This is a genomic window from Mycobacterium sp. NGS39 (genome assembly GCF_059812765.1).
The window spans coordinates 16231-42159 of sequence record NZ_JCALDH010000003.1 but is presented as its reverse complement, the minus strand read 5'-3'; the positions used below and the strand labels follow the sequence as shown (position 1 = coordinate 42159).

Genomic DNA, 25929 nt, shown 5'->3' with positions numbered 1-25929 from the left:
TTCCCGTAAGCGCATCCCGCGCTTACCGGCCGCACAGCACCGAGGAGGATGCTATGTCCACACCCAACGAGGCCAAAGGCGTTAAGACCCTTGGCATCCGGCTCCAACCGGACGTCCACGCCCAGCTGAGCTTCATCGCTCAACTACGCGAGGGCACCATCACCGACGAGATCCTGATCGCGATCACCGAGCACATCGCCCGGGCGAAAGACGATCCGGATCTGGCCAGCCGCGCCGCTGAAGCCCGCGCCGAAATCGAGCGTGAAGCAGCCGCCCGGCAGCAAGCCATCGCCACCTTGTTCGCCGACAGTCCGCAGAGCGCGGACGCCGAAGGCGACACCACCCGGTCCCGGCCAAACCGCCGGAGCCAGAAGGGGGGCGACAGCTAGTCGGAGCGCTGACCGTGCCCGCATAGGACGCGTGTCAGCGATCTCCGGTGCGTAGGTGGCCGGTCGGGAGGCAGATCGAGTGCAAAGCGCACTCCCTGCCTCCCGCCGGCCCCACTAACCCAGAAATCAGTAATCACGAAAGGAGGTGAGCATGCATGAGAAACCACCGCACAACCCGAACAACGACAACGAGCCAAACCAAGAACGCCCAAGTCACGAAGCAGAGGGGCGGCCGTCACCGGCGATCTACGTCGCCAGCCTCGCCGACTACACCAACGGCGTGCTGCACGGCGCCTGGATCGATGCTGCCCGCGACCTGGCAGACATCAAGGCCGACATCGACGCCATGCTGGCGCAATCGCGCGAGCCGCATGCCGAGGAATACGCCATCTTCGACTACGACCACTTCGGCCGCTGCCGCATCCACGAACACGACCCGATCGACCTTGTCGCCCGCCTTGCCCGTGGCATCCAGGAACACGGCTACGCCTTTTCCGCCTGGGCAGACGTCCACGAAGGCAGCCCCGACCGCTGGGACGACTTCGAAGACGTCTACCTCGGGCACTACGACTCCGTGCAGCACTACGTCGAACAGTTCGCCGATGATCTCGGCTACACCCAGGAACTGGCCAAGCTGCCCGAGTCGCTGCACCCATACGTGCGTTTCGACATTGAAGCACTGGCACGCGACATGGAGCTGTCCGGCGACATCTACGTGGTCGCCGACCCGGCAGGCGGTGTTTGGATTTTCAATTCAAATGGGTAGCGGTCCGACTGAAATGGCCGTAACAATATTCGTGAGCGATTACCCGCGTAAGCCAAGGCTCTGCACGGTTTTCAATGTTGTGGAATTGTGTCCTGTCATTGAATTAATTCAACGATTCATTGTACAATTGGATATAGCAAAGGAGACAATTCCTATGACGCCAGAACAAACGCGGCAATTAGTAAGTCTGCTCTCGAAGAAGCGGGCGGAGGCAGGCCTCAGCGTCAATGAAGTCGCACGGCGAGCACTTGTCGACCCGGGAACAGTGTGGCGTATCGAGCAAGGCTTGATTCCCACGCCAAAAGCCGAGAGCCTCAAGGCTATTGGGGAAGTCCTCGGCATTCCTGCGGTTGACCTGTTCGCGGTCGTTGGATGGATACCGAGCCGCGAGCTGCCCTCCATCGGGCCCTACCTTCGCGCGAAGTATCGCCAGCTGCCCGAGGGAGCACTACGGGACATTGAGGCGCATTTTGCGGCTGTCGCCGGTAGATGGGGCGTAGGCCTGGGCGACCGTCCCAACGTTCCGGGAAATCACGAGGAGCGGCCAGCATGAAGCCAAACGCTGAACCAGTGACATATCCGGCCACCAAGACCGAAACGGTGGGCAAGGCGGTCCTCTATCTTCGCGTTTCAAGCAAGCGTCAGATGGACACTGCGGTTGATATCGACCCCGAGGGTAATTCGATCGCGACGCAACGAGAGGTCGGCCTCCGCAAGGCAGCATCCATGGGCGCGGCGGTCGTGAAGGAGTTCATCGAGCCGGGCGTGTCAGCGTCGACAATTGAGCGACGGCAGGTGTTTCAAGAGATGCTCACGTTCTTGCGAGAGAACCGAGAAGTCAAGTCGGTCATCGTGTATGCCCGCTCGCGCGCCTTCCGCAACTATGTCGACGCCGCAATTACGAAACGCTTGCTCGACAAGCTCGGCGTCCGGCTGGTATCCGCTCGGGAGGACTTCGGCGACGGCGTGTACGCCGACATGATGGAAGCCGTAACCGACATCTTCAACGACGTTCAGAACAAGCTCAGCGGCGAAGACATCCGAATCAAGATGCAACACAAGGCCATCAACGGTGGAACTATCGGCCGCGCACGCATTGGTTACCTCAACACTCGCGCCGAAGTCGAAGGACGACAGATCAACACCGTCAGCATCGACCCACACCGCGCGCCGCTGGTCCGCAAGGCCTGGGAGCTATACGCAACCGGCGAGTACTCGATCGACCGGCTGGCTGCCACGATGGCCGACCTCGGCCTGACCAGCAAGCCGACAACACGCTGGCCAACCGGAAAACCAATATCCGAAAGCCAGTTGCACAGGATGCTCCGCGATCCGTATTACGCCGGATACGTTGTCTACAAAGGAGATATATATCCGGGGCGGCACCAAGCAATCGTCGATCAGGACCTCTTCGACCGCGTCCAAGAAGTCCTTGACGCCAGGAGTGCCCGCGGACAGCGTGACAGAGTCTTGCAGCACTACCTCAAAGGTGCCTTGTTCTGCCAACGGTGCCACAAAAAGGGACGCAGTGCACGGCTTATCTACACCGTAGCGACGGGCAGAGGCGGAAGGCGGTACGGCTACTTCCTTTGTCGGGCAAGGCAGGAAGGACTGTGCGACCTACCGCATCTGGCCGCTGCTCGAGTCGAACAGGCCATCATTGACCACTATGCAACCCTTCACCTGCCGAACGACTTCACCGATCAAGTACACCAACAGCTTGACGACGCCCTCGCCGATGCCGAGGGTAGCGTCCGCGACCTGCACGCCACATTGAGCCGACGTCTTAAACAACTGGACGAGAAAGAATCACGCCTGATTGACCTCGCGGCCGATGGCAGCCTTCCAACTGCAAAAATTCGGGCCAAATTGAATGAAATCAAGCTCGAACGCGCCCGCATCGAGGCGGGACTGACCAACACGACCGAGGAAATGTCCATTGGCGCCGGCGTGCTTCGTGACGCACTTCGTCTCGTCGCCGACCCACACCGTCTCTATAGCGATGGCAGCGACACGGTACGGAGGAACCTTAACCAGACCTTCTTTCAGAAGTTCTACATCGACGACTGCGAAGTGGCTGAGGGCGAGCTGACACCACTATTCGCGGAGCTACACGAGGCGAGGCGAGCCTCGATTAGCAGACCGTCCGATGAAAAACAGCCGAAGGCGGAACGTGACGGTGGTACGAATCCATTCACTAAGACGGACTCACTCACTCTGGCCGGTGTTTTTTCTTCCGGCGTTTCGAGTAAGCCCGTCATGGTGGAGCTAAGGGGACTCGAACCCCTGACCCCCACACTGCCAGTGTGGTGCGCTACCAGCTGCGCCATAGCCCCGAGACACGTGCCCATCGAAGCTACACCACCAGCGAAGGCTGCTCAAAGTCGCAGCTAAGAGGCCAGCGCGCGGGCCGACGCCCTACGGCCGGCTCCTGATCGCCGCGCATCTCCTTGTTGCCTTGAGAACGCCGCGTCAGGGCACTTCGCCGCCGGCCTCCGGACCCAGTGCCCGCGCCGGTGTCGGCGCTGCCGGCCGATGCCCGCGCGTCTCGGGCGCCAACACCCAGCCTGCGGCAGCGATCAGCAGGATGACCCCGCTGATCGCGAACGCCGCGCCGAACGACACATGCTGCGCGATCTGCCCCACGGCCAGCGAGCCGGTGATGGACCCGAGGTCGGCCATCATCTGAAACGTCGCCAGCGCGGTTCCCGCCCGCGACTTGCTGCCGATGATGTCCGCGACGGCGGCCTGCTGCGGCGAACTAAACATGCCCGCCGCCGCGCCGGCAACATAGGCGCCGGCCAGAAACAGCGGCAACGACGACGCCCACCCGACCATGCCTGTCGCGATCCCCGACACCGACAGCCCGACTATCAGCAGTGTCCGCCGGCCCACCCGGTCGGACAAATAGCCGCTGGGAATCACCGCCGACACATTGCCCACGGCGAACGTCGCCAATGCCAGCCCTGCCATCCCCGCACCGTGCGCCAGCACCTCGGACACGAACAGCGGCACCAGCGCCATGCGCAAGCCGAAGACCGACCACCCAGTCGCGAAGTTCGATACCAAAGCCGCGCGATATGCCTTCTGCCGCAGGGCCTCCCGCAACGTCACGTCCGGCTCCGTCTGGCGCTCCGGTGCGGCCAGCGACGAGTGCCGCAAGCTGAAGAACACCACCGCCGCCGCGATCACCAACGCGATGCCGTAGATCACGAAGGGTGCCGACAGCCCAAGTCCCGCCGTCAAACTGCCCAGCACCGGCCCGGCCACCGACCCGACGAGAAACGCCGACGAGAACATGCCCGCCACCCGGCCACGTGCATCCTCGGGACTGACGCGGATCATCAATCCCAGCGACGACACGAAGAACATCGTCGACCCGACCCCGCCGAGCGATCGGAAAACCAAGAGCTGCCAATATGTTTCAGCGAACGCGCAGGCACCGGTCGACAGCGCGACGATCAGAATCCCGCTGACGTAGATGCGCCGCTCGCCGAGCCGTTGCACCAGCAGACCGCTGACCGGAGCGAAGCACAGCCGCATCGCCGCGAACGCGGTGATCACGAAGGTCGCCGCGCTGATACTCACCCCGAAGTTGCGCGCGTACTGCGGCAACACCGGCGACACCACGCCGTAGCCGAGGGCGATCACCGCGTTGGCGGTGATGAGGATCCAGACCTCAGGGGGCAGTCGAGGCTGGGTCCGACACTCGCCCTCCGCAGGCGTCGCACTCACGACAGCGCCTTCGCCACCACCTCGCGCGCGGCCTCCTGCACCTCACGCAAATGGTCCGGCCCGCGAAACGACTCCGCGTAGATCTTGTACACGTCCTCGGTTCCCGACGGCCGCGCGGCGAACCACGCGTTGGCCGTCGTCACCTTCAGCCCGCCCAGCGGAGCGCCGTTGCCCGGCGCGGTGGTCAGCTTGGCCGTGATCTTCTCCCCCGCCAGCTCGGTCGCCGTCACCTCATCAGCCGACAGCTTCGACAGCCGCGCCTTCTGCTCCCGGTCGGCTGGCGCATCGGTACGCGCATACGTTGGCGCACCGTACTTTTCGGCCAGTTCCGCATACCGCTGCGACGGTGTCTTCCCGGTGACCGCCAAGATCTCCGATGCCAGCAGCGCCAGAATGATGCCGTCCTTATCGGTGGTCCACACCGTACCGTCCATCCGCAGGAACGACGCGCCCGCGCTTTCTTCGCCTCCAAAACCGATGCTGCCGCCGATCAATCCGTCGACGAACCACTTGAATCCGACCGGAACCTCGATGAGCTTGCGGCCCAACCCGGCCACCACGCGGTCGATGATCGAACTGCTCACCACCGTCTTGCCGACTGCGGTCGACGACGGCCACGACCTTCGGTAGCTGTAGAGGTAGTCGATCGCCACCGCCAGGTAGTGATTCGGGTTGAGCAGGCCGCCGTCCGGCGTCACGATGCCGTGCCGGTCTGCGTCCGCGTCGTTTCCAGTCGCGATCTGGTACCTGTCGCGATTGGCGATCAGCCCAGCCATCGCGTTCGGCGAACTGCAATCCATCCGGATCTTGCCGTCGGTATCGAGCGTCATGAACCGCCACGTCGCATCGACCAGCGGATTGACCACCGTCAAGTCGAGGTTGTGCCGCTCGGCGATCGCCGCCCAGTAGTCCACGCTCGCACCACCGAGCGGATCGGCGCCGATGCGGATGCCCTCGGCGCGAATGGCATGCAGGTCAACGACATTGGGCAGGTCGTCCACATAGGCGTCCAGATAGTCATGCCGCTGCACGGACTTCAGCGCGCGGGCCAGCGGTACGCGCTTCACCTCGTCCAGGCCGCCACGCAGAATCTCGTTGGCGCGCTTGGCAATCGCCCCAGTGGCGTCGGTGTCGGCAGGGCCGCCGTTGGGCGGGTTGTACTTGAACCCCCCGTCGCGAGGCGGGTTGTGAGACGGGGTGACGACGATCCCGTCGGCCAGACCGTCCGACCGTCCGCGGTTGTAGGTGAGGATCGCGTGACTGACCGCCGGTGTCGGCGTGTAGCGGTCGGCCGAATCGATCATCAGCGCAACATCATTGGCGGCGAGAACCTCCAAAGCCGACACCCACGCCGGCTCAGAGAGCGCATGGGTGTCTCGACCGATGAACAGCGGGCCGGTGGTGCCCTGCGCGGCCCGGTACTCGGCGATCGCCTGAGAGGTGGCCAGAATGTGCGCCTCGTTGAACGCGCCGTCAAGGCTCGATCCGCGGTGCCCCGAGGTGCCGAACACCACTTGCTGGGCCACATTGTCCGGATCGGGCTCGATGGTGTAGTACGCGGTCACCACATGCGCCACATCGATGAGGTCCTCGGGTTGCGCCGGCTGACCGGCACGGGGATTGGCCGCCATGGGTGCGATTCTGCTCCAGCGGCGACAGCGCAGAACCGCGGACCTCGTCGAGCGGTCGTGGATACTTTGCCCCATGGCCTTCGACCGACGCGAGCTGCTGGCCGTGTTCGCCGGAGGAGCACTCGGCACCCTGGCCCGCGCCGGTCTCACGGCGCTGGCCGATCCACGCCCCGGGCAGTGGCCGTGGCCGACGTTCGTCGTCAACATCGTCGGCGCATTCCTATTGGGCTACTTCACCACCCGGCTGCTGGAACGCCTGCCGCTGTCGAGCTACCGGCGGCCGCTTCTGGGCACCGGCCTGTGCGGCGGGCTGACCACGTTCTCGACCATGCAAGTGGAGACCCTGCGCATGCTCGAAGACCACCGTTACGGCTTGGCGGCCGGCTACACCGGCGCCAGCATCGCGGCGGGGCTGCTCGCGGTCTACGTGGCCACCGCCCTGGTGCGCCGGGTGCGGGTTCGGGCATGACGGTCGCAGTGTGGACGGGCGTCGTGCTGCTCGGCGGCGCCGGCGCCGTTCTGCGCTTCCTGGTCGACCGCGCGGTCGCCCGGAGGGTCGTCAAGCCGTTTCCGTTCGGCACGCTGACGGTCAACCTCACCGGCGCCATGCTGCTCGGTCTGCTCTCGGGTTTGACGCTGAGCCATCACGTCTCGCTTCTGGCCGGCACCGCCTTCGTCGGCTCCTACACCACGTTCTCGACCTGGATGCTGGAAACTCAGCGGCTCGCCGAGGAGCGGCAGATTTGGCCGGCCGCGGCCAACATCGTCGTCAGCATGGTGCTCGGCGTCGCCGCGGCGGTGGCAGGCCAATGGATCGCGGGCCGGCTGTGAGCGACGCGTTGAAGCTGACCGCCTACTTCGGCGAGCGCCAACGCGTCGACGGCCGGTTTCTGGCCGAGCAGCTGCTGGCGCTGTACGCCGAGCGAGCCGTTGCCACCAGCGTGATGCTGCGCGGCGTCGCGTCGTTCGGCCCGCGCAAACAGCTGCGCAGCGACGAGTGGCTGAGCCTGTCGGAGGACCCGCCGGTGGCGGTGGCGGCGGTGGACGCACGCGAGAAGATCTCAGCGCTTGTCGACGACGTAGTGGAGCTGACGCCGACCGGGCTGATCACGCTGGAGCGGGCCCGGCTACTCACCAGCCTCACGGAACCGCCGCCGCCGGCCACTGATGCCGCGAAGCTCACGGTTTACGTCGGCCGTCAAGAACGCGTGGACGGCGTGCCGGCATACATCGCGATCTGCGACATGCTCTACCGCGGAGGACTGGCCGGCGCGTCGGCGTTCCTCGGCGTCGACGGCACCGTGCGCGGCGAGCGCCGGCGTGCCCGCTTCTTCAGCCGCAACGTCGACGTGCCGATGATGGTCATCGCGGTCGGCAGCGCCGACGCCATCGCCGACGTGCTGCCTCGGCTCACCGCGATGGTGCGCCATCCGCTGTTCACCGTCGAGCGCGTTCGCGTATGCAAACGCGACGGCACGCTGCTGGCTCGCCCTGAACCGTTGCCGACGACCGACGGCCACGGCAGGCCGCTGTGGCAGAAGCTGACGGTCTACACGTCGTCTGCGGCACTTCACCGCGGCGCGCCGGTACACCGCGCGCTGGTCCGTGAACTCCGCGCGGGCGGAGCGGCCAGCGGCGCGACGGTGCTGCGCGGCGTCTGGGGATTTCACGGTTCGCGAAAACCCCATGGCGACAAGCTGTTTCAGGTGAGTCGGCGCGTTCCGGTGACCACCGTCGTCGTCGACACCCCAGACCGCATCGCCCGCAGCTTCGACGTGATCGACAGCTTCACGGGCGAGCACGGGCTGGTGACCAGCGAGATGGTGCCGGCGCTCGTCCTCGTGGACGGCGACGAGCGCATCGGCGGCACACAGCTGGCCGACTACCGCTACTGAATCCGTTCCCGGCTGTCAGCGCGCACGGTCAGGAGCACGACCGAATCCTCGACGGCCTGCAGACTGTGCCGGACGGGCGGGACGACCAGAAAGTCGCCGATGGCGCCCTGCCAGGAGTCGTCGCCAGCGGTCACCTTCACTTCGCCCTGCAGCACCTGCAACGTTGCCTCGCCGGGACTGTTGTGCTCGGCCATCTCGTGGCCGCCCAGAATCGCCATCACCGTCTGCCGCAGAAAGTGTTCGTGGCCCCCGTAGATGGTCTGGGCCGACCGCCCGCTGTTGGACTGGCGCGCCCGGGCCAGCTGTTCGTCGGCGACTGCCGTCAATGACAACGATTCCATCGTTCCTCCTCGTCGGCGTCACGCGGCCAGCAACAGGATGCCGGACACCAGCAACGCGATCACCTTGATCCCTTCGAACCCGACGTAAACGTAGTGCGCGCGCGAGCGCCCACCTTGCCCGTCCTCCCCCGCCAGCACGGCGTCAGACCGCCGCGTCAAGTACCTGCGGACGCCCACCAGCTGCGCAGCCAGCGCAGCGACCGCGACGAACACGGCAACGAGCATCGCCAGCGGCGGCGACTTGAACGCCAGCGCCACCAGCACCACCGCGGCCAGCACGACTTCGGTGCCGTTGAGCGCACGAAACACCAGCCGACCAATGCCCAGCCCGATCTTGAGCGTGACCCCGGGCGCCCGGAACTTCAACGGCGCCTCCAGGAACGAGATCGCCAGCACCATGCCGAGCCAGACGAAAATCGCCGCCACGGCGACCGCCCAGGGTGCGGTCATGAAGTCCTTTCCAGCAATCGTGCGAGCACCACGAGATGGCTGTGCTCGACATCCTTTGCGGACGTGAGCAGCGTAACCGGCCCCGCGTCGGCGAGGTTTCGGAGCTCATCGAGCGCGTGCTGGGCGGGCGGCTGCGCAAGCTCGTGTTCGTAGCGGGCGACGAACCCGTCGTAGCGAGCGGGATCGTGGTGGTACCAACGACGTAGCTCCGACGACGGCGCGGCGTCTCTGATCCAGCGGTCAATCCGCGGATCGTCTTTGCGGACGCCGCGTGGCCAGAGCCGGTCGACGAGCACCCGCACACCGTCGCCGGGTTGCATAGGGTCATAGATCCTGGCGATGCGCATCTCGGATCGTCTCACAACTGTCGGACAGAGGTTTGAGCTCCGCCGCCACGCGCAATTAGACCCCTCATGGTTTGGGAGTGCATCGTGGTGGGCGGCGGCGCGGCCGGGTTGAGTGGGGCGCTGGTGCTGGGCCGAGCCCGTCGTCGCACATTGCTTATCGACGCCGGCGAGCAGAGCAACTTGGCATCGCAGGGCGTCGGTGGGCTGCTCGGCCATGACGGACGTCCACCTGCAGAGCTGTACGCACTCGGCCGGCGAGAACTGTCCGCCTACCCCAGCGTGGAGATCCGCGACGGCCGGGTCATCCGAGGCGCTCCCGTCGACGACGGTTTCGACCTCGAACTCGACGACGGCGAACTGGTCCACGGGAAACGCGTGCTGCTGACCACCGGCATGCGTTATTGCCCCCCAGAGCTGCCCGGGTTGGCCGACATGTGGGGCAAGTCGGTGTTCCAGTGCCCGTTCTGCCACGGCTGGGAGATGCGCGACAAGCGGCTGGCTTCGCTGGCGGCCGGCGAAGAGGCCGTGCATGCGGCCCTGATGCTGCGGGGGTGGAGCGAAGACGTCGTGCTGCTCACCGACGGGCCGCCGAAACTCGGCCCTGAGGAACGCCGGCTACTGGACGCGGCCAAGATCACCATCGAGGAGCGGCGGGTCGTCGAACTGATCGGGCACGACGGGCAGCTGACCGCGATCGCGTTCGCCGACGGCACTCGCCTGGAACGAGACGGCCTGCTGGTGGAGGCGCCGCTGCGGCAGCACTCCCAGCTCGCCGAACAGCTCGGCGCCACCTGCACGCCCGGCCCGCTTGCGCCAGACACCATCGGAGTGGATTCACTGCATCGCACCAGCGCCGGCTCGGTGTTCGCAGCCGGTGACGTCTGCACCGAGCAGCCGTACGTGGCCGGCGCCATCGCGGCAGGTTCGCAGGCGGCGATGATCATCGTGCAAAGCCTGCTGGCCGACGAATTCGGCATGCCGTATCCGCCCGACGCCGACGACGATTAGGACAGCATGACATCGTGCACGCATGGGTGATCGCGCAGAAAGCGGTATGACAGACGGGTTTCGGCGGGAGCTGTTGCAAGAGCTGCTCTACACGTACGGTCCGTGCGGGCAGGAGGACGAGGTCCGCGACATCTGCCGCCGCGAATTGCAACCCTTGGTCGACGAAACCTGGGTAGACGAAGCGGGAAACCTCATCGGGCTCATTCGCAGTGACGCGCAAAATGCACCGGCCACTCGGGTGATGGCACACATGGACGAGCTGTCGATGGTGGTCAAGCGGGTGGAGCCGGACGGCACCCTGCACCTGACGCCGCTGGGCACGATGTACCCGGGCAACTTCGGGCTGGGTCCGGTCGCGGTCCTCGGCAACCAGCAGAAGCTGATCGGCGTCTTGGCGCTGGGTTCGGAGCACACGACCACAGAGAGCCAGCGGATCTGGCAGACCAAGCCGGACGGCGGAGACAAGTCACTGGACTGGCCGCATGTGTACGTCTTCACCGGGCGCACGCCGGAGGAACTCACCGAAGCCGGCGTGCGGCCCGGGACCAGGGTGTGCGTGGATCGAAGCAAGCGCACGTTGGTGGAGGTCGGCGATTACCTCGGTTGCTATTTCATGGACGACCGGGCGGCGATAACGGCACTGCTGCAGGTGGCGCAGATGATCCGGCAACGCGGACAGCGCCCGAAACGCGATGCCTACCTTGTGTTCACAACCAACGAAGAAATCGGCGGCGTGGGTGGCTCCTACGCGAGTCGGACCCTTCCCGGCGACCTCACGCTGGCGCTGGAGGTAGGCCCGACGGAAGCCGAATACACCACCAGCGTCGGCGGCGGCCCGATCGTCGCGTACGGCGATGCGCTCTGTGTCTACGACAAGGACGTCGCTGACCGATTGATGGACATTGCCGGGGAATTGGGCTTGTCACCCCAGGCCGCCACCCTGGGTGCGTTCGAGTCCGACGCATCGCACGCGAAAGCCCAAGGCATCACGCCGCGCGCAGGGTTGCTGAGCCTGCCGACGCTGAGCACCCACGGCTACGAAGTGATTGCGCGCGAGGCGATTCCGTCGATGAGCCGGGTGCTGGTCGAGTTTCTGCTCACTGACGAGTAGTGGCGTGCCGAGTGTGGGGTTGATCCACGCTTCCGGGCGCGCGCCGTGGCTTAAGCCAACATTCGGCCCTGGCGCATGACGCCGTCGATGTCCATCTCTGGGCCGAGCACCACCAGGTCGGCGCTCGCTCCGACCGCCAACCCGGTGCACGGCAGGCCCAGTGCGCGAGCGGGGTTGACCGAGGCCTGCCGCACCGCTGACATCAACGCCTCGTCACGGGGTAATCCGCTGTGCGCCACCGCGAATCTGAACACCTGGTCCATGGTGGCAGTGCCGCCGGCGATGGTGTGGGTGCCCGCGACTCGGGCCACGCCGTCCACGACGTCCACCGCCACCGGCCCGAGTCGGTAAGCGCCGTCGGGCATTCCGGCCGCGGCGATCGCGTCGGTGACCAACGACACCCGGTCGGGGCCGGCGCTTCGGAACACATGCCGGTACAAGGCAGGGTCGATGTGCACACCGTCGGTGATCAATTCGACTGTCACACGGGCATCTTCGAGCAGCGCAATCACAGGCCCGGGCTCTCGATGGTTGATCGGGCGCATCGCGTTGAACAGATGTGTCCCCACCGTCGCGCCCGCGTCGATCGCCGCCCGCGTCTGTTCGTAAGTCGCCTCGGTGTGCCCGACCGCGGCGACGACGCCGGCGTCGACGATGCGACGGATCGCCGCCAGCGCACCGGGTCGCTCCGGCGCCAGGGTGATCATCCTGATCGTCCCGTCACCCGCGGCGAGTAGCCGATCGAGTTCGCGTGGGTCCGGGTCGCGGATCAGGGACGGCTCGTGGGCACCGCACCGCTCGGCGGCCAGCCATGGGCCTTCCAGGTGGATCCCGGCGATCGTGCCTTGCCGGACGTCCTCGGCCAGCGCCTCGACCTGGCGAAGCAGCTGTGCCGGACCCGCAGTGACAAGCGAGGCCACCAGCGTCGTGGTGCCGTGCCGGCGGTGCAGTTGCGCGGCGACGGCGGTGCCGGCAGGCGATGCGGCGGAAAAGTGCGCGCCGCCGCCGCCATGCACGTGGGTGTCGACGAACCCGGGCACCACCGTGACTGCGCCCAGGTCACGGTCGGCAGGTCGCGGCGGCGCCCCGGCACCGAGCGCAGCCACTGTGCCGCCGTCGACCTCGATCCACCCGGGCCGCAACAAACTCCAGCCGGTCAGCACGGTGTCAGCGGTGATCAACATGCCGCGTGTCACAACCCTTGCCAGGACGGCTTCGCGCGGTATGCCTCGCGGTAGTAGCCGGCACGCCGAAGCCGTTGTGCGGCAGCCTTGTTCGGCAACGCGGTCGCGTGCGGGTGGTGCTGAAGTATGGTCGCCGGCCACATCGCGCTGACGGGTGGTGAGTGTCTTGATCCTGCTGCGCGACACCAGCGACGAGCTTCCATCTATTTCACCGCTGTGAAAAGTGCTGCGCCGGCTGTGATTTCAGTACCGGCCGAAACGGCAGGGATGACGTTGCCGGACTCGCGTTCATCCATCACCACCACAGGCACCACGGGATTGAGCCCCTTGGATCGCACCGCCGGCACGTCGTAAGTGGCGACGAGCTGGCCCGCCGCGACGTCGTCGCCCTGCCTCACATGCACGGTGAAACCCTCGCCGTTCAACCGGACCGTGTCGAGGCCGAGATGGACGAGGATGCCTCCTGCATCGGCCGTCACCACGACGAAGGCGTGCGGCAGCAGCTTCACGATCTTTCCGGCCACCGGTGCTACTGCGTGGATGATCCTTCGGGGCGGGTCGATGGCAACGCCGTAGCCCACCATTCCTGCTGAGAAGACCGGATCCGGCACGTCGGCAAGCGCAACCACGCGGCCCCCGATGGGCGCGGCGACGGCCGTCTCAGTCACATCAGGAGGATAGATAGTCGCCGACGTGCACCGTGCCGGAAGCCGGCAGGACCTCGAGAACTCCTGGTCTAAGCTTCCGCTGAGCTGTGCCGGGCTGACAGCCGTGCGCGGGAAGGTGCAGATGATGAGCGACATGACCAAAGCGCAAGAGCCACCGGCGAAGTCGGGTCTTCGGGTGCCCGGGTTCGCGCAGTTGCAGCGGCTGGGCAAGAGCTTGATGTTGCCGATCGCCGTTCTGCCCGCGGCCGGTATCCTGCTGCGGCTCGGCCAGGACGATCTGCTCGGCCGGATCCATTCCCCAGTGATCGGATCGTTTTTCAGTGCGATGAGCGCCGCCGGCGGGGCCCTGTTCACCAATCTGCCGCTGCTTTTCGCGGTCGGCGTCGCAATTGGCTTCGCACGGAAGGCCGACGGGTCGACCGCGCTGGCCGCCGTCGTCGGCTACCTGGTGATGCAGGCCGTGTTCAAGACCATGTCGCCGATCGTGCTCGCCGGCGTTCTCGACAAGGCAGGCGAACAGGCTCAGATCAACTACAGCGTCTTCGGCGGCATCGTGGTCGGGCTGCTGACGGCCGCGCTGTTCGACCGCTATCACACGATCGCGCTGCCGTCATATCTCGGGTTCTTCGGCGGGCGCCGGTTCGTGCCGATCGTGGTGTCGCTGGCAAGCCTGGTGATCGCGTTCGCGATGAGCTACTTCTACCCGCTGTTCGACGCCGGGCTCAAAGGCCTCGGGGCGTTCATCGGCGGCTCGGGCGCGCTGGGCGCATTCGTCTACGGGTTCGCCAACCGGATGTTGATCCCGTTCGGCCTGCACCACATCCTGAACTCGTACGTCTGGTTCATCTACGGCAGCTATCCGCACGACGGAACTGTCGCCACCGGCGAACTCACCAGGTTCGCTGCCGGCGACCCGACCGCCGGGATATTGACCTCGGGCTTCTATCCGGTGCTGATGTTCGGGCTGCCCGGCGCCGCCCTGGCCATGATCCACGTCGCCGACAAACGCCGGCGCAAGGTTGCCGTCGGCATCCTGTCCGCGGCGGCGCTCACCGCATTCCTCACCGGGGTGACGGAGCCGCTGGAGTTCGCGTTCATGTTCGTCGCGTTCCCGCTCTATCTCATCCACGCCGTTCTCACCGGAGTGTCGCTGGCCGTCGCGTACCTGCTCGACATTCATCTCGGTTTCTCGTTCTCGGCGGGTTTGATCGACCTGTTGCTCTACGGCACGGCGCCGGCCGCGAAGAACATCCCGGTGCTCGTCGTCGTTGGCGTGGTGTTCACCGCCGTCTACTACGCTCTGTTTCGGTTCGCGATCACGAAGTGGAACTTGCGGACTCCGGGGTGCGAGCCCGACGCCGAGTTCCAGGCCGAGCAAGACGCGAACCTCAGCGAGGGCCGCGACTCGGCGACGTCGGTGAACGCCACGCCCCCCAGCACGGCCGAGCAGGTCATTGCCGCGTTCGGCGGCCGCGAGAACGTGGTGAACGTCGACGCCTGCATCACCCGGCTGCGGATGGAGGTCTGCGACCCGACCAAGGTGGACCGTGCCCGCTTGCGCAGTCTCGGAGCGGCCGGGGTGGTGGAGGTGGGGAGCAGCGTGCAAGCGGTCTTCGGAACTGCGGCCGAGGATTTGAAGAACCAGATCGTCGACATCCTCTAGGGGCTAGTGGCTGCGGCGGAGTCGACGTATCCGCCGTAGTGCCGCGCCGGCCCCCACCGCCGCGAGGATGTACGGCCCGCCGATCAGGATCGGGTCTATCCACATGTGGTTGCGGTCCACCCGGTTGGTTCCGAACCGCGACGTGAGCCCGTGATGGGTGAACTCGCTCTTGACACCCGTTTCCGTGATCGGGTTGTCAGGGTGGCCGGTCAGTAGCGAAACAAGTTGAGCCTCAACGGAATTCACCCGGTCTGCGGCGATCAGCAGCAACCAGTGCGCCGCACGGGCCTCGCTGTATTTTGTAAGCAACACGCCGAATCTTGCCGGAAAGGCCGGTCGGCGGCGTAGACGTACCGAAGACGGGGGTGAGGAACTTGTGCTCGTTCGAGCGTTCCCGTGGCCACTTCTCGGGCTGGCGTTCGGGAAAGTCCCAATGCGCTCCGGTCGCTGACGGGTCGTATCTGAGTTTCGGCACCGACGGTCGATCGCTGGGGTCCAGGTCTACGCCCCACCCCGGGATCCGTGCACGCAAATCGTCGCTGTTGGGCCGCGGGGGCCCTTCTGCGGTATAGGCCATGGCGGGTGTCCCTTCTCAAGCTGCGTTGGTGGTGATGACCGGCTTGATGCAGCCGTCGAGCTTGGCGGAGAAGATGTGGTAGCCCTCCGCAATGTGCTCGAGCGGAATACGGTGTGTGACAATGTCATTCGGCTTCAGATAGCCGTTTCTGATATGCGAGAGAAGCCGCGGCCACTGACGCTTCACCGGACACTGGTTCGTCCGCAATGTCAGGCCCTTGTTCATGGCGTCACCGAACTTCACGGCACTGAAGATGGGGCCATATGCGCCCATCACCGACACCGTTCCACCTTTGCGCACAGAATCGATCGCCCAATTCAGCGCAATCGGTGAGCCGCCCTGCACCTTCAACTTGGCTGCCAGCACGTGCTGCAGGAAGTTGCCGTCGGCTTCCGCGCCGACGGCGTCGATCGCCACGTCGGCGCCCAGATGGTCGGTTTGCTTCTTCATCTCGACGACGATGTCGGCACAGTCGGCGAAATTGATGGTCTCCGCTTGGGCGAACTGTCGCGCCTTCTCCAGCCGGTATTCCAGGTGGTCGATCACGATGACTCGGCCGGCGCCCATCAACCAGCTCGACTTCGCGGCGTACAGCCCGACCGCCCAGCACCGAAAACCACGACCGTGTCGCCCTCGACGATGTCGCCCAATTGCGCGCCGAAGTAGCCGGTCGCGAGCGCATCGGTACACATCAACGCGTCCTCGTCGGCCAGCCAGTCCGGGATCACAGACGGCCCCACGTCGGCGAACGGGACGCGCACGTATTCCGCCTGCCCGCCGTCATAACCGCCACAGGTGTGCGAGTAGCCGTAGATGCCACCGACAGCGGTGGCGTTCGGGTTCACGTTGTGACAGTTGGAGTACAGGCCGCGTACGCAGAAGTAACAAGACCCGCAGTAGATGTTGAACGGCACCATGACACGATCGCCGGGCTTGAGGTTCTGCACGGACGGACCGACCTGTTCGACCACACCGATGAATTCGTGCCCGAATGTCATGCCGACCCGCGTGTCGGGCATCATGCCGTGATAGAGGTGCAGGTCAGATCCGCAGATCGCGGCAAGGGTGACGCGCACGATCGCGTCGTTGGGGTGCTCGATCGGCGGCACGTCCTTCTCGACAACGCGCACCTTGTACGGCCCGCGGTAGACCATCGCGCGCATGCGCGCCTCCTGACGTTTGTGATTGCCCCGCGGTTACTTCATAATCCGGCCAGAAACCCGGCCCCTCGATTCGCGACGACCCTGCCGCGGTTGATACCCGCCGGCGTCGGCGGCGAAACGACGCGATCCGGTTCCGTCGTTTATGGCCGGCGCTGCCGGGTAGCCGCTGACCTATAGGTGACGACTAATTGCTCAGGAGGAATTGTGGCTACGGGAGAAACCGGTTTCGACGACGTCAGTTTCGATCTGATTTCCGTTCAATACCACTCGCTGAAGGCCGGCCACGACTACGGCCAGTACGTGCGCGACGCGAAGAACGCGGGGCTGGACGACGTGGCGTCCTTCTTCGAAGAAGTCATGGCTCAAGACTCCGAGCGGGCACAGCGCTGTCACGAATTGCTGGCGAAGCTGCACGCTTAGAGTGCTGCGTCAGCGCGCGCCGCGCACCAGCCGACCGGGCCGCGCACCGGTGTCGACGCCGTCGCGCCGCGTCACCGCACCGCTGACAATCGTTGCGGTGTAACCGGAAGCGCCCTGGACGAGCCGGTGACCACCGGCGGGCAGGTCGTAGGCCATCCGCGGCGCGTGAAGGGTCAGCGCGTCCATGTCGATCACGTTGAGGTCGGCCTTCTTTCCGGTCGCGATCACTCCGCGGTCGGTGAGACCGAACAATTGCGCGGTGTCATGAGATTGCTTGCGGATCACGTACTCCAGCGGCAGCTTGTCGCCGCGCCGACGGTCGCGCGCCCAATGCGTCAGTAGAAACGTCGGATACGAGGCGTCACAGATCATGCTGCAGTGAGCGCCGCCGTCGGACAGCCCGCAGACACCGGCGGGATGGGTGAGCATTTCGCGGATTGCGTCGTGGTTGCCCTCCGCATAGTTGTAGAGCGGCAGCAGCAGCATCGCGCCGGCATTGTTCTCCAACATCAAGTCGTACATCGTCGTCAGCGGATCCTCGCCGCGCTCCCGAGCGATCGCAGCGACGGTACGGTCTGGTGTCGGCTCGTAATCGGGCGGCTCGCCGATCGCGTACAGCCTTTCCACCGAATGCTGCGCGAACGCAAACATGCCGTCGAACAACACATTTGGATCGGCCGGCAGATCGTCTTCCGCGAGGATCGCCGCGCGCACGGCCGGCTCGGCGAGCCGGGCGGCGAGTTCCTCACGGCTGCATTGGGCCTTCAGCCGACGATACGTCGGGCGGTGGGTGAAGGCGTGATGACCGGGAAAGCCCAGCAGCATCCCGAAGGGGCGCGCCGCGACCTGCGGGTGCAAGCGGCTGCCTTTCTCGTGTGCCGCGGCCGAGATGTCGAGCTGCTCACGCCAGAGGTTGGGGTCGGCGTCCACTTGGGTCAGCGCGAAGCTCAACGCGCAGTCGATCTCAGCGCCGAGCCGCTGCATCCATTCGAGTTCCTTCTTCGGCGCGATGATGTCCTCCCCGGCCGCGCCCTGCGGCGCCAGTTCGAACACCGCTCCGCCGCCTGCTGCCATCGCTCGGCCGAGAGCAAACAGCTCGTCCTCGGCCGCGAACGTCCCGGGCACGGGTTCCCCGTCCATCGCGCGGTGAGCGAGCGTGCGCGACGACGAAAACCCCAGCGCTCCGGCCTCCACCGCCTCTTGCACCAGCCGGCTCATCGTCGCGATGTCCTCCGGAGTGGCCGGCTCATTGCGGGCGCCCCGCTCGCCCATCGCGTAGGCGCGAACGGTGCCGTGCGCGATCTGGCTTCCGATGTCGATGGCGAGCTTGCGGCTGCCGATCACGTCGAGGTACTCCGCGTAGCTTTCCCAGCCCCACGTAATCCCTTCGGACAGCGCCGATCCCGGGATGTCCTCGACACCTTCCATGAGTTCGATGAGCCATTCCTCGGTGCCGGGCCGAACCGGCGCAAAGCCCACACCGCAGTTACCGGCGACAACGGTGGTGACCCCGTGGGTGCTCGACGGCTCGAGAAGATCGTCCCAGCTGACCTGGCCGTCGTAGTGGGTGTGGATGTCGACGAAGCCGGGCGCGACGATCTTTCCGGTCGCGTCGATGGTCTCGGCCGCCTCACCCTCCAGCGGCGGATCGGCCGGTCCGCGGCGGCGAACCTCGACGATCTTGCCGCCCTTGACGCCCACGTCGGCGCCGAACCGCGCCGCACCCGTGCCGTCCACCACGGTGCCACCAGTGATTTTGAGGTCGAACACGATTGCTCCCTACACATGCCGTGCCAGCCGCTACAGTGGCTCACTGTAACACCGTTACAGAGCGCTGACTGAGCGATTTCGGTGCGCAAAACGGCGCTCAGCGCACGTTTGCGCACCGAAATCGCCACCGGAAGGTGCCCGAGGCACAACGCATCACAGGGGGTGAGACACATGGCGGTTCGGCAGCGCAGGATCCGTAACAGCGCCAAAACCTCACGCCCGCAGGAGGTCATCAGCGCAGAGATGATCCTCGATGCCGCGGCGCGACTGATCGAGCGGGAAGGGGTCGAGGCGTTCACGATGCGCGCGCTCGCCGAACAACTCGGCGTCGCGGTCACCTCGATCTACTGGCATGTCGGAGGCCGCGACACATTGTTCGACAGGCTGGTCGACCGGCTGCTGAGTGAAATGGCGGACCTCGCCGTCGATGGCGATACACCGGTGGAAAGAATTGCGTCCCTTGCCCGCTCGCAGCGGAGGGCATTGATCGAACGGCAGCATCTGCTTGCGATCGCACACGAGCGTGATCGCACTCCGCTGCTGTTCCTGCCGATCCAGAAGACGCTGGCGGCCCAGCTGGCCGAACTCGGCGTCCACGGAGCCGATGCCGCGCTGGTGTTGCGAGCGGTGCAGGTGCACGTGATTTCGTCGGCGCTGATGCAGTTCTCGACGATCCGCCGTCCCGCCCACGAGGAAGAGGACCCGTCGCTGTGGCCATCCGACTGGCCCGACCAGTCGCTGGTCGAGGCACTCAGGTCGCCGACCGACTATGACGCCGTTTTCGAATACGGCCTCCAAGCCCTGCTGTCGCCACTGCGGGCGCGCGCCGACGGCATGCGTTTTCCGCGCCGACGATCCGGGTAGGCGACGCGGAGACCATCGAACGGAGAACACATGACCACCGCGGAACAGCCCAGCCAGGACGATCAACCTCCCCAAGCCACGTCCGTCGACCAAACGGAGCAAAGCTCCCAACAGCCGCCATCGGCGTCCCCCGCCTATTCCACTCCCCCACCAGAGGGCGTCGGCGAAGCCGAAGACGGCTGAGCCACAAGACGCGCGTCAGGGCTGCGACATCGACGCGAGCCGCTTGAACAACGGCGCTGCGTCGACCAGTAACGCGGCTTCCTCGTCGGTCATCTGGGCCAGCTGCGCGCGGATATCGGCGACCCACGCGTCTTCGATCATCCGCTTGTGCCGCACCGCTTTTGCGGTGAGCCGCAACCGGGCCGAACGGCGGTCACGCGTATCGGCGGTGCGGTCGATCAAGCCGCGCTCGACGAGCCGCCGCACCGTGGTGCTCACGTTGCTCTGCTGCAGGCCGAGCATGCGAGCAACGTCTGAAATGGTGATTCCTGGATGGTCCGCCACCGTGCGGATGACCTCGAATTCCGACTGAGGCAACGGCTCGAGCCCGACCTGTCGTTCGCCGAAACGGCGCAGCGACCACACGACCGTTCGCACAGCCGCCGCCACTTCGCGAGCAGCCTGAACGGGGACCGCTTTTCGGACACTCGGCACATCACCTACAATACATATAACTTCATATGTAAATCTACGTTGTCAGGATCCCTATGAGCTCCATTGCCGTCGACAAGACAGACAAGGAAGACAAGCGGTCGCCCGCCGTGCCGCTGAGTTGGCTTGGCGTGCTTGCCTTACTGACTGCCGTCGCACCGTTGTCCATCGACATGTACCTGCCGGCCTTTCCCGTGATGGCCAAGCAGTTCGGAACCACTGCGTCGGCGATTCAGTTGACCCTGACCACGTTTATGGTCGGTCTGGCCCTTGGGCAGCTTTTCATCGGCCCGCTGTCGGATCGCTTCGGCCGGCGCCCGCTCATGCTGGCCGGCACCGCAGTCTGCGTGCTGGCAAGCGCGGCGTGTGCGCTCGCGCCTAACATCGCATTCCTGACCGCTTTTCGCTTCTTGCAGGGCTTCAGCGGTGCGGCCGGCGTAGTGCTCAGCCGGGCGGTCGTGGCGGATCGGGCGCGCGGTGCCGCAGCCGCGCGGGTGTTCAGTCTCATGATGATCATCAACGGAGCCGCACCGGTAATCGCACCGCTGATCGGTGGATCGCTTATGGACCTGATCGGCTGGCGCGGTGTGTTTTGGATCCTCACCGGCCTGGCCGTCCTGATGTTCGCCGGCGTGAGCGTCGTACTCACCGAGACGCATCCGCCGGAGCGCCGGAGCACCGGCGGCCCGCTGGCGATGTTGCGCGACGCCCGCTCGGTGCTGACCAACCGCCGATACGTCGGCTATACAATGACATTCGCGTTCGGCTTCACGGTGATGTTCGCCTACATCTCGGCGTCGCCGTTCGTGCTACAGAACGTGCTCGGCCTGCCCGTCGTCGGCTACTCGTTCGCCTTCGCCTCCAACGCGGTGGGCCTGGTGGTCATGAATGCGGTCAACGCGCGGATCGTCAGCCGGTTCGGCCAGCGCCGGTTGCTGCACATCGGTGTCGGGCTACTCGCACTATTCTCGGTCCTGCTTCTGGTCGACGCGGTCGTCGGGCCGGTGCTGTGGGCCACGCTGGCATTGCTGTGGTGCACAGTGGCGAGCTTGGGACTGGTGGTGGCCAACGCGACGTCGCTCGCGCTCGATGAGGTGCGCCACGCGGCGGGTTCCGGCTCAGCTGTGTTGGGGGCCTTACAGTTTGGATGCGCGGCGGTGGTGGCGCCTCTGGTCGGAATCGGCGGCGCCCACACCGCGATTCCGATGGCGGTCGCCATGGTGGTCAGTGCGGCCGTCGCGGCGGCGGCGCTGCTGTTTCTGACTCGACACCCCCAGCGGATCCCCGCCTGATCAACTGCCGCCGGCCCGCCGTGCCCGGGCGCGCCGTTTGCCTTCATGCATGGCGGCCACCCGGGCCACCGGAATGGTGCGCCCCTGCTCGATGAGATCGGATGGCAGGCGCTGCGGGGCGGGCATCGCCTCCGCCCACGGGTCGCGACCGGAAAGCGCGCCAACGGCGGTATGAAGTGTGAAGTCGGTGGGCCTGATTTGGCTCAGCTGCGACCAGGCGACCGGGAACGACACCGGGATACCTGGCCGCAGGCGTGGACTGTAGGCGGCGACGACCGTCGCACCACCGGCACGCGTGGAGTCGATGAACACTTTGCCTGCACGGTCCTCCACAATGAAAGCCGTTGTCGCAGTGGACGGATCGAGCGCTTCGGCACGGGCCGCGAGGGCGCGGGTGGCCGCCGCGACGTCGTCGACGGCAGCGCTGTCGTCCACAGGCACGAACACGTGAATTCCCTTGGCGCCACTGGTCTTCACCGCACCGGCGAGGCCGCAGTCCGTGAGCGCCTGCTGCACCAGCTGGGCGGCCGCGACCGCGGCGGCGAAGTCCGCGCCAGCCGGCGGATCGATGTCGAGCACCAGATGCGTCGGGCGGTAGATGTTGTCGGCCAACCCGAGTGTCGGGTGGTATTCGACCGCGCGCTGGTTGGCCAGCCACAACAGCGTTCGTTTGTCGTCGCAGACCGGGTAGCGGACTTCCCGATGAGACGCCTCGGCCCACATCGACACTGTGCGCAGCCACTCGGGGGTGTACTTGGGCACGTTCTTCTGCATGAACGGCGCGCGACCGCGCAGCACCCTCAGCACGGTCAGCGGCCGGTCGGCCAGCACAGGCAACATCCGGTCGGCCACCGCATCCAGATAGTCGACGAGGTCGCGCTTGGTCGCCCCGGCATCGGGACTCAGCGGTTGATCCAGGTTCGTCAGGTCGATGCCCGCGCGTTGTTCCCCGCCAGCCATCGGTCCACCTTATGAGCCAGTTGCAGACCGGTCGCTACTTCCAGGCGAACACGGGCTGCTCGAGTTCGTCGACGCGGTCGTGCCGACCTTCCAGACACAACCACCGAAATTGCAGCAACACCGCACCCGTCGGCGCGTGAATGAGGTCGTTTCCCAACGGAATCTGCACGACCGGGCGCGGGCTCTGCGGAATCGTGATGAACCGTGGCGAATCGTCGCGCTGAAGTTGGTGCAGCCCGACGCGGTACACCGCAACCACCTCGTCGGGCGCCGGGTGGAGCTCGAGCCGCCCGCCGCCCCAGATCACCACCGGGGTGATGACGTAACCGGAGCGCGTCGGGTAATCGTCGAGCAGTCCGAGCACAGCCGACCGGGGCAACGTCACCCCTACCTCTTCGTCCAGTTCCCGCAACGCCGCGTCGACCACAGTTTCGCCCGGATCGAGGCGACCACCGGGCAGCGCCCACTGGGCGGCATGAGACGAGAGCCGAGATGTCCTGCGACACAACAGAAAAGCAGCACCACCTGACACGTCGACCATGCGGCCGTCCAAGCTCGGTTCCATCGGCCGCCCGGCGATCCAGTCGTCCACCGGCGCGGGATCGACCCGGTCCTCGCCCACATCGGAGTCGACGAGCACCACCGCCACCGCCGCCCGCCGCTTGCTGGGGTCCGTCACGGTTCGACGCTCATGACGTGCCAGATGCGATGCGATGCGGTCGCGCAGTGCGCTGTCGTAGGCGATCGTCACCGCTGCGCTCATGGAAGCTTGATCACCGACACGTACATCTGTACGGCAGGCCGATAGAGGTCGATGTCGTCGAGCTCGCTGCCCAAGACGACGGAGTCGCTGGTGGCGATCAGTACCTGGGCGAACGTCGACGCCGGAATCAGCAGCGTTCCGCCCAGCCGGTCGATGCCCTCGACGATGTACTCGGTCAGCGCCTCGACGACCTCTGACCGCTTGGCCGCCACCCTGTCCCGCGCCTCGGGATTGCGCAGCAGATAGAGAGTGAATTCGTGTCCCAGCGCGGCGTGTTCGGCTCCGCGGTCACGGCTCAGCTGACGCCACCTCGCGGCGATGTCGTCGAGCTCACGCGCCCCGAGCTGCTTCGCCGCCGATATGACCTCGGCGAAATTGTCGAAGTAGCGTCGCCAATACCGGTCGCTCACCGCCAGGAAGAGGTCCTCCTTGGTGGCGAAGTGCTTGTAGATGGCGCCCTTGGTGTACCCGGCAGCGTAGGCGATGTCGTCGAGAGTCGCTGGTGCGTAACCTTTTTCGGCAAACACATCTTCGGCGGAGTCGAGCAGCAGCGAACGAGTGTGCTCCAGACGGCGCTCTTTGGTCCAACGCTCGACCATGCGGTGATTGTGCCAGTGCCGCAGCGCCGGCCGGTCGCCGGTTAGCCTGTCGTCGTGAGCAGCCAACAAGTACCTGGTGGCGTGGTGCACAAGCTGCCCGCCGACCTGCGCGAAGCTTTGACGGCCAACGCCACAGCCCTCGCCGCCTGGAAGGACATCACTCCACTGGCCCGCAACGAGTTCATCTGCTGGGTCGAGGACGCCAAGCAGGAGAAGACGCGCCAGCGCCGCATCCGCCGGACTCAAGAAGAGTTGGAGGAAGGCAAACGCCGGCCGTGCTGCTGGCCGGGTTGCAAGCACCGCGAGCGCAACGGCAAGTAACCGCCGCTCAGCTCTCGGAGACCGATCGCCGTTCCACGCGCCGACCCAAGATCACCTTCGCGGTGATGACACCGAGTTTCGCCATGCCGATGTAGGTCGACGGATTGAGCAGCGTCGGCCACACCGTGCGGGTGCGGTGCTCACTGAGCGGTCGTCCGGTGAACCGGTCGCGCAGCCAGCGCAGCGCCATCGGCGTCGACATCGGGTGCAGCAGCAGATGTCCACAGAACCGGTCGCGGTGGTACACCACCGCTGCCCCGTCCCGCACATAGGTGTCGACCAGGCGGTCGACGTCGTCGACGCTGATGATGCGGTCGTGCACGGCCTGCACTACGAGCACGGGCGGCTTCGGCACCGACTTCCCCAGCCGGGTTTCCTCGAAGATGTGGCGGACCTCGGGAAGATCCCAAAGCTCGTCGGCGGTCATGTCGACATACGAACCGATGTCGGTGTGGCGCAGCCGCCACACGGCACCACCCGTGGTCATCGTGCGCAGTTCGTCGAGCAATTGTTTGCCCTCGTCGGTGGCGTGCTCGTCGACCACTCGCCGGGCGCCCGGGAAGACGTCGGTGAGCGCTGAGATCATCAGCGCCGCCAGCCCGGCGAAGAAGGACTGGTTGAGCCGGCGTGCCACGCTGCCGGGGTCGGCCACCGGCGATCCCAGCACCGCCCCGACGACGTTGAGTTCGGGGGCGTAGTCGGCGAGGAGCTCAGCGGCCCACGCGGACGCCAGACCGCCACCGGAATAGCCCCACAGACCGATCGGCGACGTCGACGACAGACCGAGGCGCTCGCAGTCCAGCGCAGCGCGCAGGCCGTCGAGGATCCGGTATCCCGGTTCGCGCGGCGCCCCCCACATCCCGTGGCACCCCTCATGGTCGGGCACCGACACCGCCCACCCTTCGGCCAGAGCGGCGGCGATCAGCAGGAATTCCGACTGGACGAATGCGCCGACGGGCCGCGCACGGTGGCGCAGCGCGTACGACGGGAAGCAGCGCGACGCCACGGCGTCGATCGCGCACTGATACGACAGCACCGGACATCCCGCGTCCGGGTCGCGCTGCTGCGGGACCAGCACGGTGGTGACCGCCACTTCAGGTTCGCCGTGCAGGTTGGTGCTGCGGTAGAGCAGCTGTGTCGCGGTGAACCCCTGCGGGATGACACCGAGGAACCCGAGCTCGACATCGCGCGAACGCAGCAGTGTCCCCGGTTCGACGTGCTGGTAGCCGCTCGGCGGCTGGTAGAAGGGGTCCTGCTCCGGAGGCAACGGCGTCTGTCCGAGGCGAAGATCCTCGTGAGGTGGGCGTAGCGGCGTCTCTGTCGCGGTCATGTTGCCGTTCATCGGTGAACGTCTCCCT

General features: G+C 65.9%; 29 protein-coding genes, 1 tRNA gene and 4 pseudogenes. 15 read left to right on the top strand and 19 right to left on the bottom strand.

Features of this window, described 5'->3' with window-relative positions; genetic code table 11:
* Positions 1-53 precede the first annotated feature (53 nt).
* From AC5Y39_RS04795 to AC5Y39_RS04780, 4 genes and pseudogenes are all read left to right on the top strand, one after another.
* Complete coding sequence (locus tag AC5Y39_RS04795) at positions 54-389, top strand: hypothetical protein (RefSeq protein WP_500048150.1); 336 nt, start codon at positions 54-56, stop codon at positions 387-389.
* Between the two features lie 151 nt (positions 390-540).
* A complete protein-coding gene (locus AC5Y39_RS04790; protein ID WP_500048149.1) occupies positions 541-1155 on the top strand; it encodes an antirestriction protein ArdA in 615 nt (204 codons plus the stop codon).
* 31 nt (positions 1156-1186) lie between these two features.
* On the top strand, positions 1187-1708 hold the full coding sequence (locus AC5Y39_RS04785; RefSeq protein ID WP_500048148.1) for a helix-turn-helix domain-containing protein: 522 nt from the start codon (positions 1187-1189) through the stop codon (positions 1706-1708).
* Positions 1645-2535 (top strand): annotated as a pseudogene (locus tag AC5Y39_RS04780) (recombinase family protein); the annotation flags it as partial. The gene AC5Y39_RS04785 and the pseudogene AC5Y39_RS04780, both read left to right, overlap by 64 nt.
* Positions 2536-2775: 240 nt before the next feature.
* Here AC5Y39_RS04780 and AC5Y39_RS04775 read toward each other — a convergent pair.
* The 5 genes from AC5Y39_RS04775 to pgm all read right to left on the bottom strand — a co-directional run bounded on the left by AC5Y39_RS04775 (position 2776) and on the right by pgm (position 6521).
* Positions 2776-2922 carry a hypothetical protein gene (locus AC5Y39_RS04775; protein WP_500048147.1) on the bottom strand — a complete coding sequence of 49 codons (147 nt, stop codon included), beginning with the start codon at positions 2920-2922 and terminating at the stop codon, positions 2776-2778.
* Positions 2923-2964: 42 nt separating this feature from the next.
* Positions 2965-3144 carry a hypothetical protein gene (locus AC5Y39_RS04770; RefSeq protein WP_500048146.1) on the bottom strand — a complete coding sequence of 60 codons (180 nt, stop codon included), beginning with the start codon at positions 3142-3144 and terminating at the stop codon, positions 2965-2967.
* 271 nt (positions 3145-3415) lie between these two features.
* Positions 3416-3491, bottom strand: a tRNA-Ala gene (locus AC5Y39_RS04765).
* 136 nt (positions 3492-3627) lie between these two features.
* Positions 3628-4890: an MFS transporter gene (locus AC5Y39_RS04760; RefSeq protein ID WP_500016166.1), complete on the bottom strand. Its 1263-nt coding sequence runs from the start codon at positions 4888-4890 to the stop codon at positions 3628-3630.
* Entirely contained in the window at positions 4887-6521 is a 1635-nt protein-coding gene (pgm, locus tag AC5Y39_RS04755) for a phosphoglucomutase (alpha-D-glucose-1,6-bisphosphate-dependent) (protein WP_500016165.1), read from the bottom strand. Before pgm ends, AC5Y39_RS04760 begins: the two co-directional genes overlap by 4 nt.
* 73 nt (positions 6522-6594) lie before the next feature.
* Here pgm and crcB (AC5Y39_RS04750) point away from each other — a divergent pair, with 73 nt between their 5' ends.
* From crcB (AC5Y39_RS04750) to AC5Y39_RS04740, 3 genes are read left to right on the top strand one after another with little or no spacing between them, the layout of a single operon-like run.
* Positions 6595-6990, top strand: coding sequence for a fluoride efflux transporter CrcB (crcB, locus tag AC5Y39_RS04750; protein WP_500016164.1), 396 nt, complete (start codon positions 6595-6597; stop codon positions 6988-6990).
* Positions 6987-7352, top strand: coding sequence for a fluoride efflux transporter CrcB (gene crcB, locus AC5Y39_RS04745; protein ID WP_500016163.1), 366 nt, complete (start codon positions 6987-6989; stop codon positions 7350-7352). The genes crcB (AC5Y39_RS04750) and crcB (AC5Y39_RS04745) overlap by 4 nt, the downstream gene beginning before the upstream one ends.
* Positions 7331-8416, top strand: coding sequence for a DUF190 domain-containing protein (locus AC5Y39_RS04740; RefSeq protein WP_500016162.1), 1086 nt, complete (start codon positions 7331-7333; stop codon positions 8414-8416). The genes crcB (AC5Y39_RS04745) and AC5Y39_RS04740 overlap by 22 nt, the downstream gene beginning before the upstream one ends.
* Here the strand turns inward: AC5Y39_RS04740 and AC5Y39_RS04735 are convergent.
* From AC5Y39_RS04735 to AC5Y39_RS04725, 3 genes are read right to left on the bottom strand one after another with little or no spacing between them, the layout of a single operon-like run.
* Positions 8410-8757, bottom strand: coding sequence for a cupin domain-containing protein (locus tag AC5Y39_RS04735; protein ID WP_500016161.1), 348 nt, complete (start codon positions 8755-8757; stop codon positions 8410-8412). The two genes, AC5Y39_RS04740 and AC5Y39_RS04735, sit on opposite strands and share 7 nt — an antisense overlap.
* Before the next feature lie 18 nt (positions 8758-8775).
* Positions 8776-9207: a hypothetical protein gene (locus AC5Y39_RS04730; protein ID WP_500016160.1), complete on the bottom strand. Its 432-nt coding sequence runs from the start codon at positions 9205-9207 to the stop codon at positions 8776-8778.
* Complete coding sequence (locus AC5Y39_RS04725; protein ID WP_500016159.1) at positions 9204-9554, bottom strand: DUF488 domain-containing protein; 351 nt, start codon at positions 9552-9554, stop codon at positions 9204-9206. The genes AC5Y39_RS04730 and AC5Y39_RS04725 overlap by 4 nt, the downstream gene beginning before the upstream one ends.
* A gap of 66 nt (positions 9555-9620) precedes the next feature.
* On the opposite strand from AC5Y39_RS04725, the gene AC5Y39_RS04720 reads away from it, so the two are divergent.
* Positions 9621-10562: an NAD(P)/FAD-dependent oxidoreductase gene (locus tag AC5Y39_RS04720; protein WP_500016158.1), complete on the top strand. Its 942-nt coding sequence runs from the start codon at positions 9621-9623 to the stop codon at positions 10560-10562.
* Positions 10563-10584: 22 nt separating this feature from the next.
* Complete coding sequence (locus tag AC5Y39_RS04715) at positions 10585-11673, top strand: M42 family metallopeptidase (RefSeq protein WP_500016157.1); 1089 nt, start codon at positions 10585-10587, stop codon at positions 11671-11673.
* 50 nt (positions 11674-11723) lie between these two features.
* Here AC5Y39_RS04715 and nagA read toward each other — a convergent pair whose 3' ends face one another.
* From nagA to AC5Y39_RS04700, 3 genes and pseudogenes are all read right to left on the bottom strand, one after another.
* Positions 11724-12857 (bottom strand): N-acetylglucosamine-6-phosphate deacetylase, encoded by a 1134-nt coding sequence (gene nagA, locus AC5Y39_RS04710; RefSeq protein WP_500016156.1) that lies wholly within the window; start codon positions 12855-12857, stop codon positions 11724-11726.
* Positions 12858-12865: 8 nt separating this feature from the next.
* Positions 12866-13009 (bottom strand): annotated as a pseudogene (locus tag AC5Y39_RS04705) (glucosamine-6-phosphate deaminase); the annotation flags it as partial.
* Between the two features lie 51 nt (positions 13010-13060).
* Positions 13061-13525, bottom strand: coding sequence for a PTS sugar transporter subunit IIA (locus AC5Y39_RS04700; protein WP_500016155.1), 465 nt, complete (start codon positions 13523-13525; stop codon positions 13061-13063).
* 124 nt (positions 13526-13649) lie between these two features.
* On the opposite strand from AC5Y39_RS04700, the gene AC5Y39_RS04695 reads away from it, so the two are divergent.
* Positions 13650-15188, top strand: a complete 1539-nt coding sequence (locus AC5Y39_RS04695) for a PTS transporter subunit EIIC (RefSeq protein WP_500016154.1) — start codon at positions 13650-13652, stop codon at positions 15186-15188.
* A gap of 3 nt (positions 15189-15191) precedes the next feature.
* On the opposite strand, the pseudogene AC5Y39_RS04690 reads toward AC5Y39_RS04695, so the two are convergent.
* Together AC5Y39_RS04690 and AC5Y39_RS04685 are read right to left on the bottom strand one after the other, a co-directional pair.
* Positions 15192-15765 (bottom strand): annotated as a pseudogene (locus AC5Y39_RS04690) (hypothetical protein).
* A 15-nt stretch (positions 15766-15780) separates the two neighbouring features.
* Positions 15781-16928 (bottom strand): annotated as a pseudogene (locus AC5Y39_RS04685) (zinc-dependent alcohol dehydrogenase).
* A gap of 204 nt (positions 16929-17132) precedes the next feature.
* Here AC5Y39_RS04685 and AC5Y39_RS04680 point away from each other — a divergent pair.
* Positions 17133-17348, top strand: coding sequence for an acyl carrier protein (locus AC5Y39_RS04680; RefSeq protein ID WP_499948127.1), 216 nt, complete (start codon positions 17133-17135; stop codon positions 17346-17348).
* 9 nt (positions 17349-17357) lie between these two features.
* Here the strand turns inward: AC5Y39_RS04680 and AC5Y39_RS04675 are convergent, their stop codons facing one another.
* Positions 17358-19118 (bottom strand): N-acyl-D-amino-acid deacylase family protein, encoded by a 1761-nt coding sequence (locus AC5Y39_RS04675; RefSeq protein ID WP_500016153.1) that lies wholly within the window; start codon positions 19116-19118, stop codon positions 17358-17360.
* 171 nt (positions 19119-19289) lie between these two features.
* On the opposite strand from AC5Y39_RS04675, the gene AC5Y39_RS04670 reads away from it, so the two are divergent.
* Complete coding sequence (locus tag AC5Y39_RS04670) at positions 19290-19982, top strand: TetR/AcrR family transcriptional regulator (protein WP_500016152.1); 693 nt, start codon at positions 19290-19292, stop codon at positions 19980-19982.
* Positions 19983-20012: 30 nt separating this feature from the next.
* Complete coding sequence (locus AC5Y39_RS04665; RefSeq protein ID WP_500016151.1) at positions 20013-20165, top strand: hypothetical protein; 153 nt, start codon at positions 20013-20015, stop codon at positions 20163-20165.
* 15 nt (positions 20166-20180) lie between these two features.
* Here the strand turns inward: AC5Y39_RS04665 and AC5Y39_RS04660 are convergent, their stop codons facing one another.
* Positions 20181-20582: a MarR family winged helix-turn-helix transcriptional regulator gene (locus tag AC5Y39_RS04660; RefSeq protein ID WP_500016150.1), complete on the bottom strand. Its 402-nt coding sequence runs from the start codon at positions 20580-20582 to the stop codon at positions 20181-20183.
* Between the two features lie 110 nt (positions 20583-20692).
* Between AC5Y39_RS04660 and AC5Y39_RS04655 the strand changes: the two genes are divergently transcribed.
* Positions 20693-21928, top strand: coding sequence for a multidrug effflux MFS transporter (locus AC5Y39_RS04655; RefSeq protein WP_500016149.1), 1236 nt, complete (start codon positions 20693-20695; stop codon positions 21926-21928).
* Here AC5Y39_RS04655 and ligD read toward each other — a convergent pair whose 3' ends face one another.
* The 3 genes from ligD to AC5Y39_RS04640 are packed head-to-tail and all read right to left on the bottom strand — an operon-like array spanning position 21929 to position 24250.
* Positions 21929-22888 carry a non-homologous end-joining DNA ligase gene (gene ligD / locus AC5Y39_RS04650; RefSeq protein ID WP_500016148.1) on the bottom strand — a complete coding sequence of 320 codons (960 nt, stop codon included), beginning with the start codon at positions 22886-22888 and terminating at the stop codon, positions 21929-21931. It abuts the gene before it with no gap.
* A gap of 34 nt (positions 22889-22922) precedes the next feature.
* Entirely contained in the window at positions 22923-23639 is a 717-nt protein-coding gene (locus AC5Y39_RS04645; RefSeq protein ID WP_500016469.1) for an NUDIX hydrolase, read from the bottom strand.
* Between the two features lie 8 nt (positions 23640-23647).
* Entirely contained in the window at positions 23648-24250 is a 603-nt protein-coding gene (locus AC5Y39_RS04640) for a TetR/AcrR family transcriptional regulator (RefSeq protein WP_500016147.1), read from the bottom strand.
* A gap of 54 nt (positions 24251-24304) precedes the next feature.
* Between AC5Y39_RS04640 and AC5Y39_RS04635 the strand changes: the two genes are divergently transcribed.
* A complete protein-coding gene (locus AC5Y39_RS04635; RefSeq protein ID WP_500016146.1) occupies positions 24305-24571 on the top strand; it encodes a YdeI/OmpD-associated family protein in 267 nt (88 codons plus the stop codon).
* A gap of 7 nt (positions 24572-24578) precedes the next feature.
* On the opposite strand, the gene AC5Y39_RS04630 is transcribed toward AC5Y39_RS04635, so the two are convergent.
* Positions 24579-25901, bottom strand: a complete 1323-nt coding sequence (locus tag AC5Y39_RS04630) for a lipase family protein (RefSeq protein WP_500016145.1) — start codon at positions 25899-25901, stop codon at positions 24579-24581.
* Positions 25902-25929 lie beyond the last annotated feature (28 nt).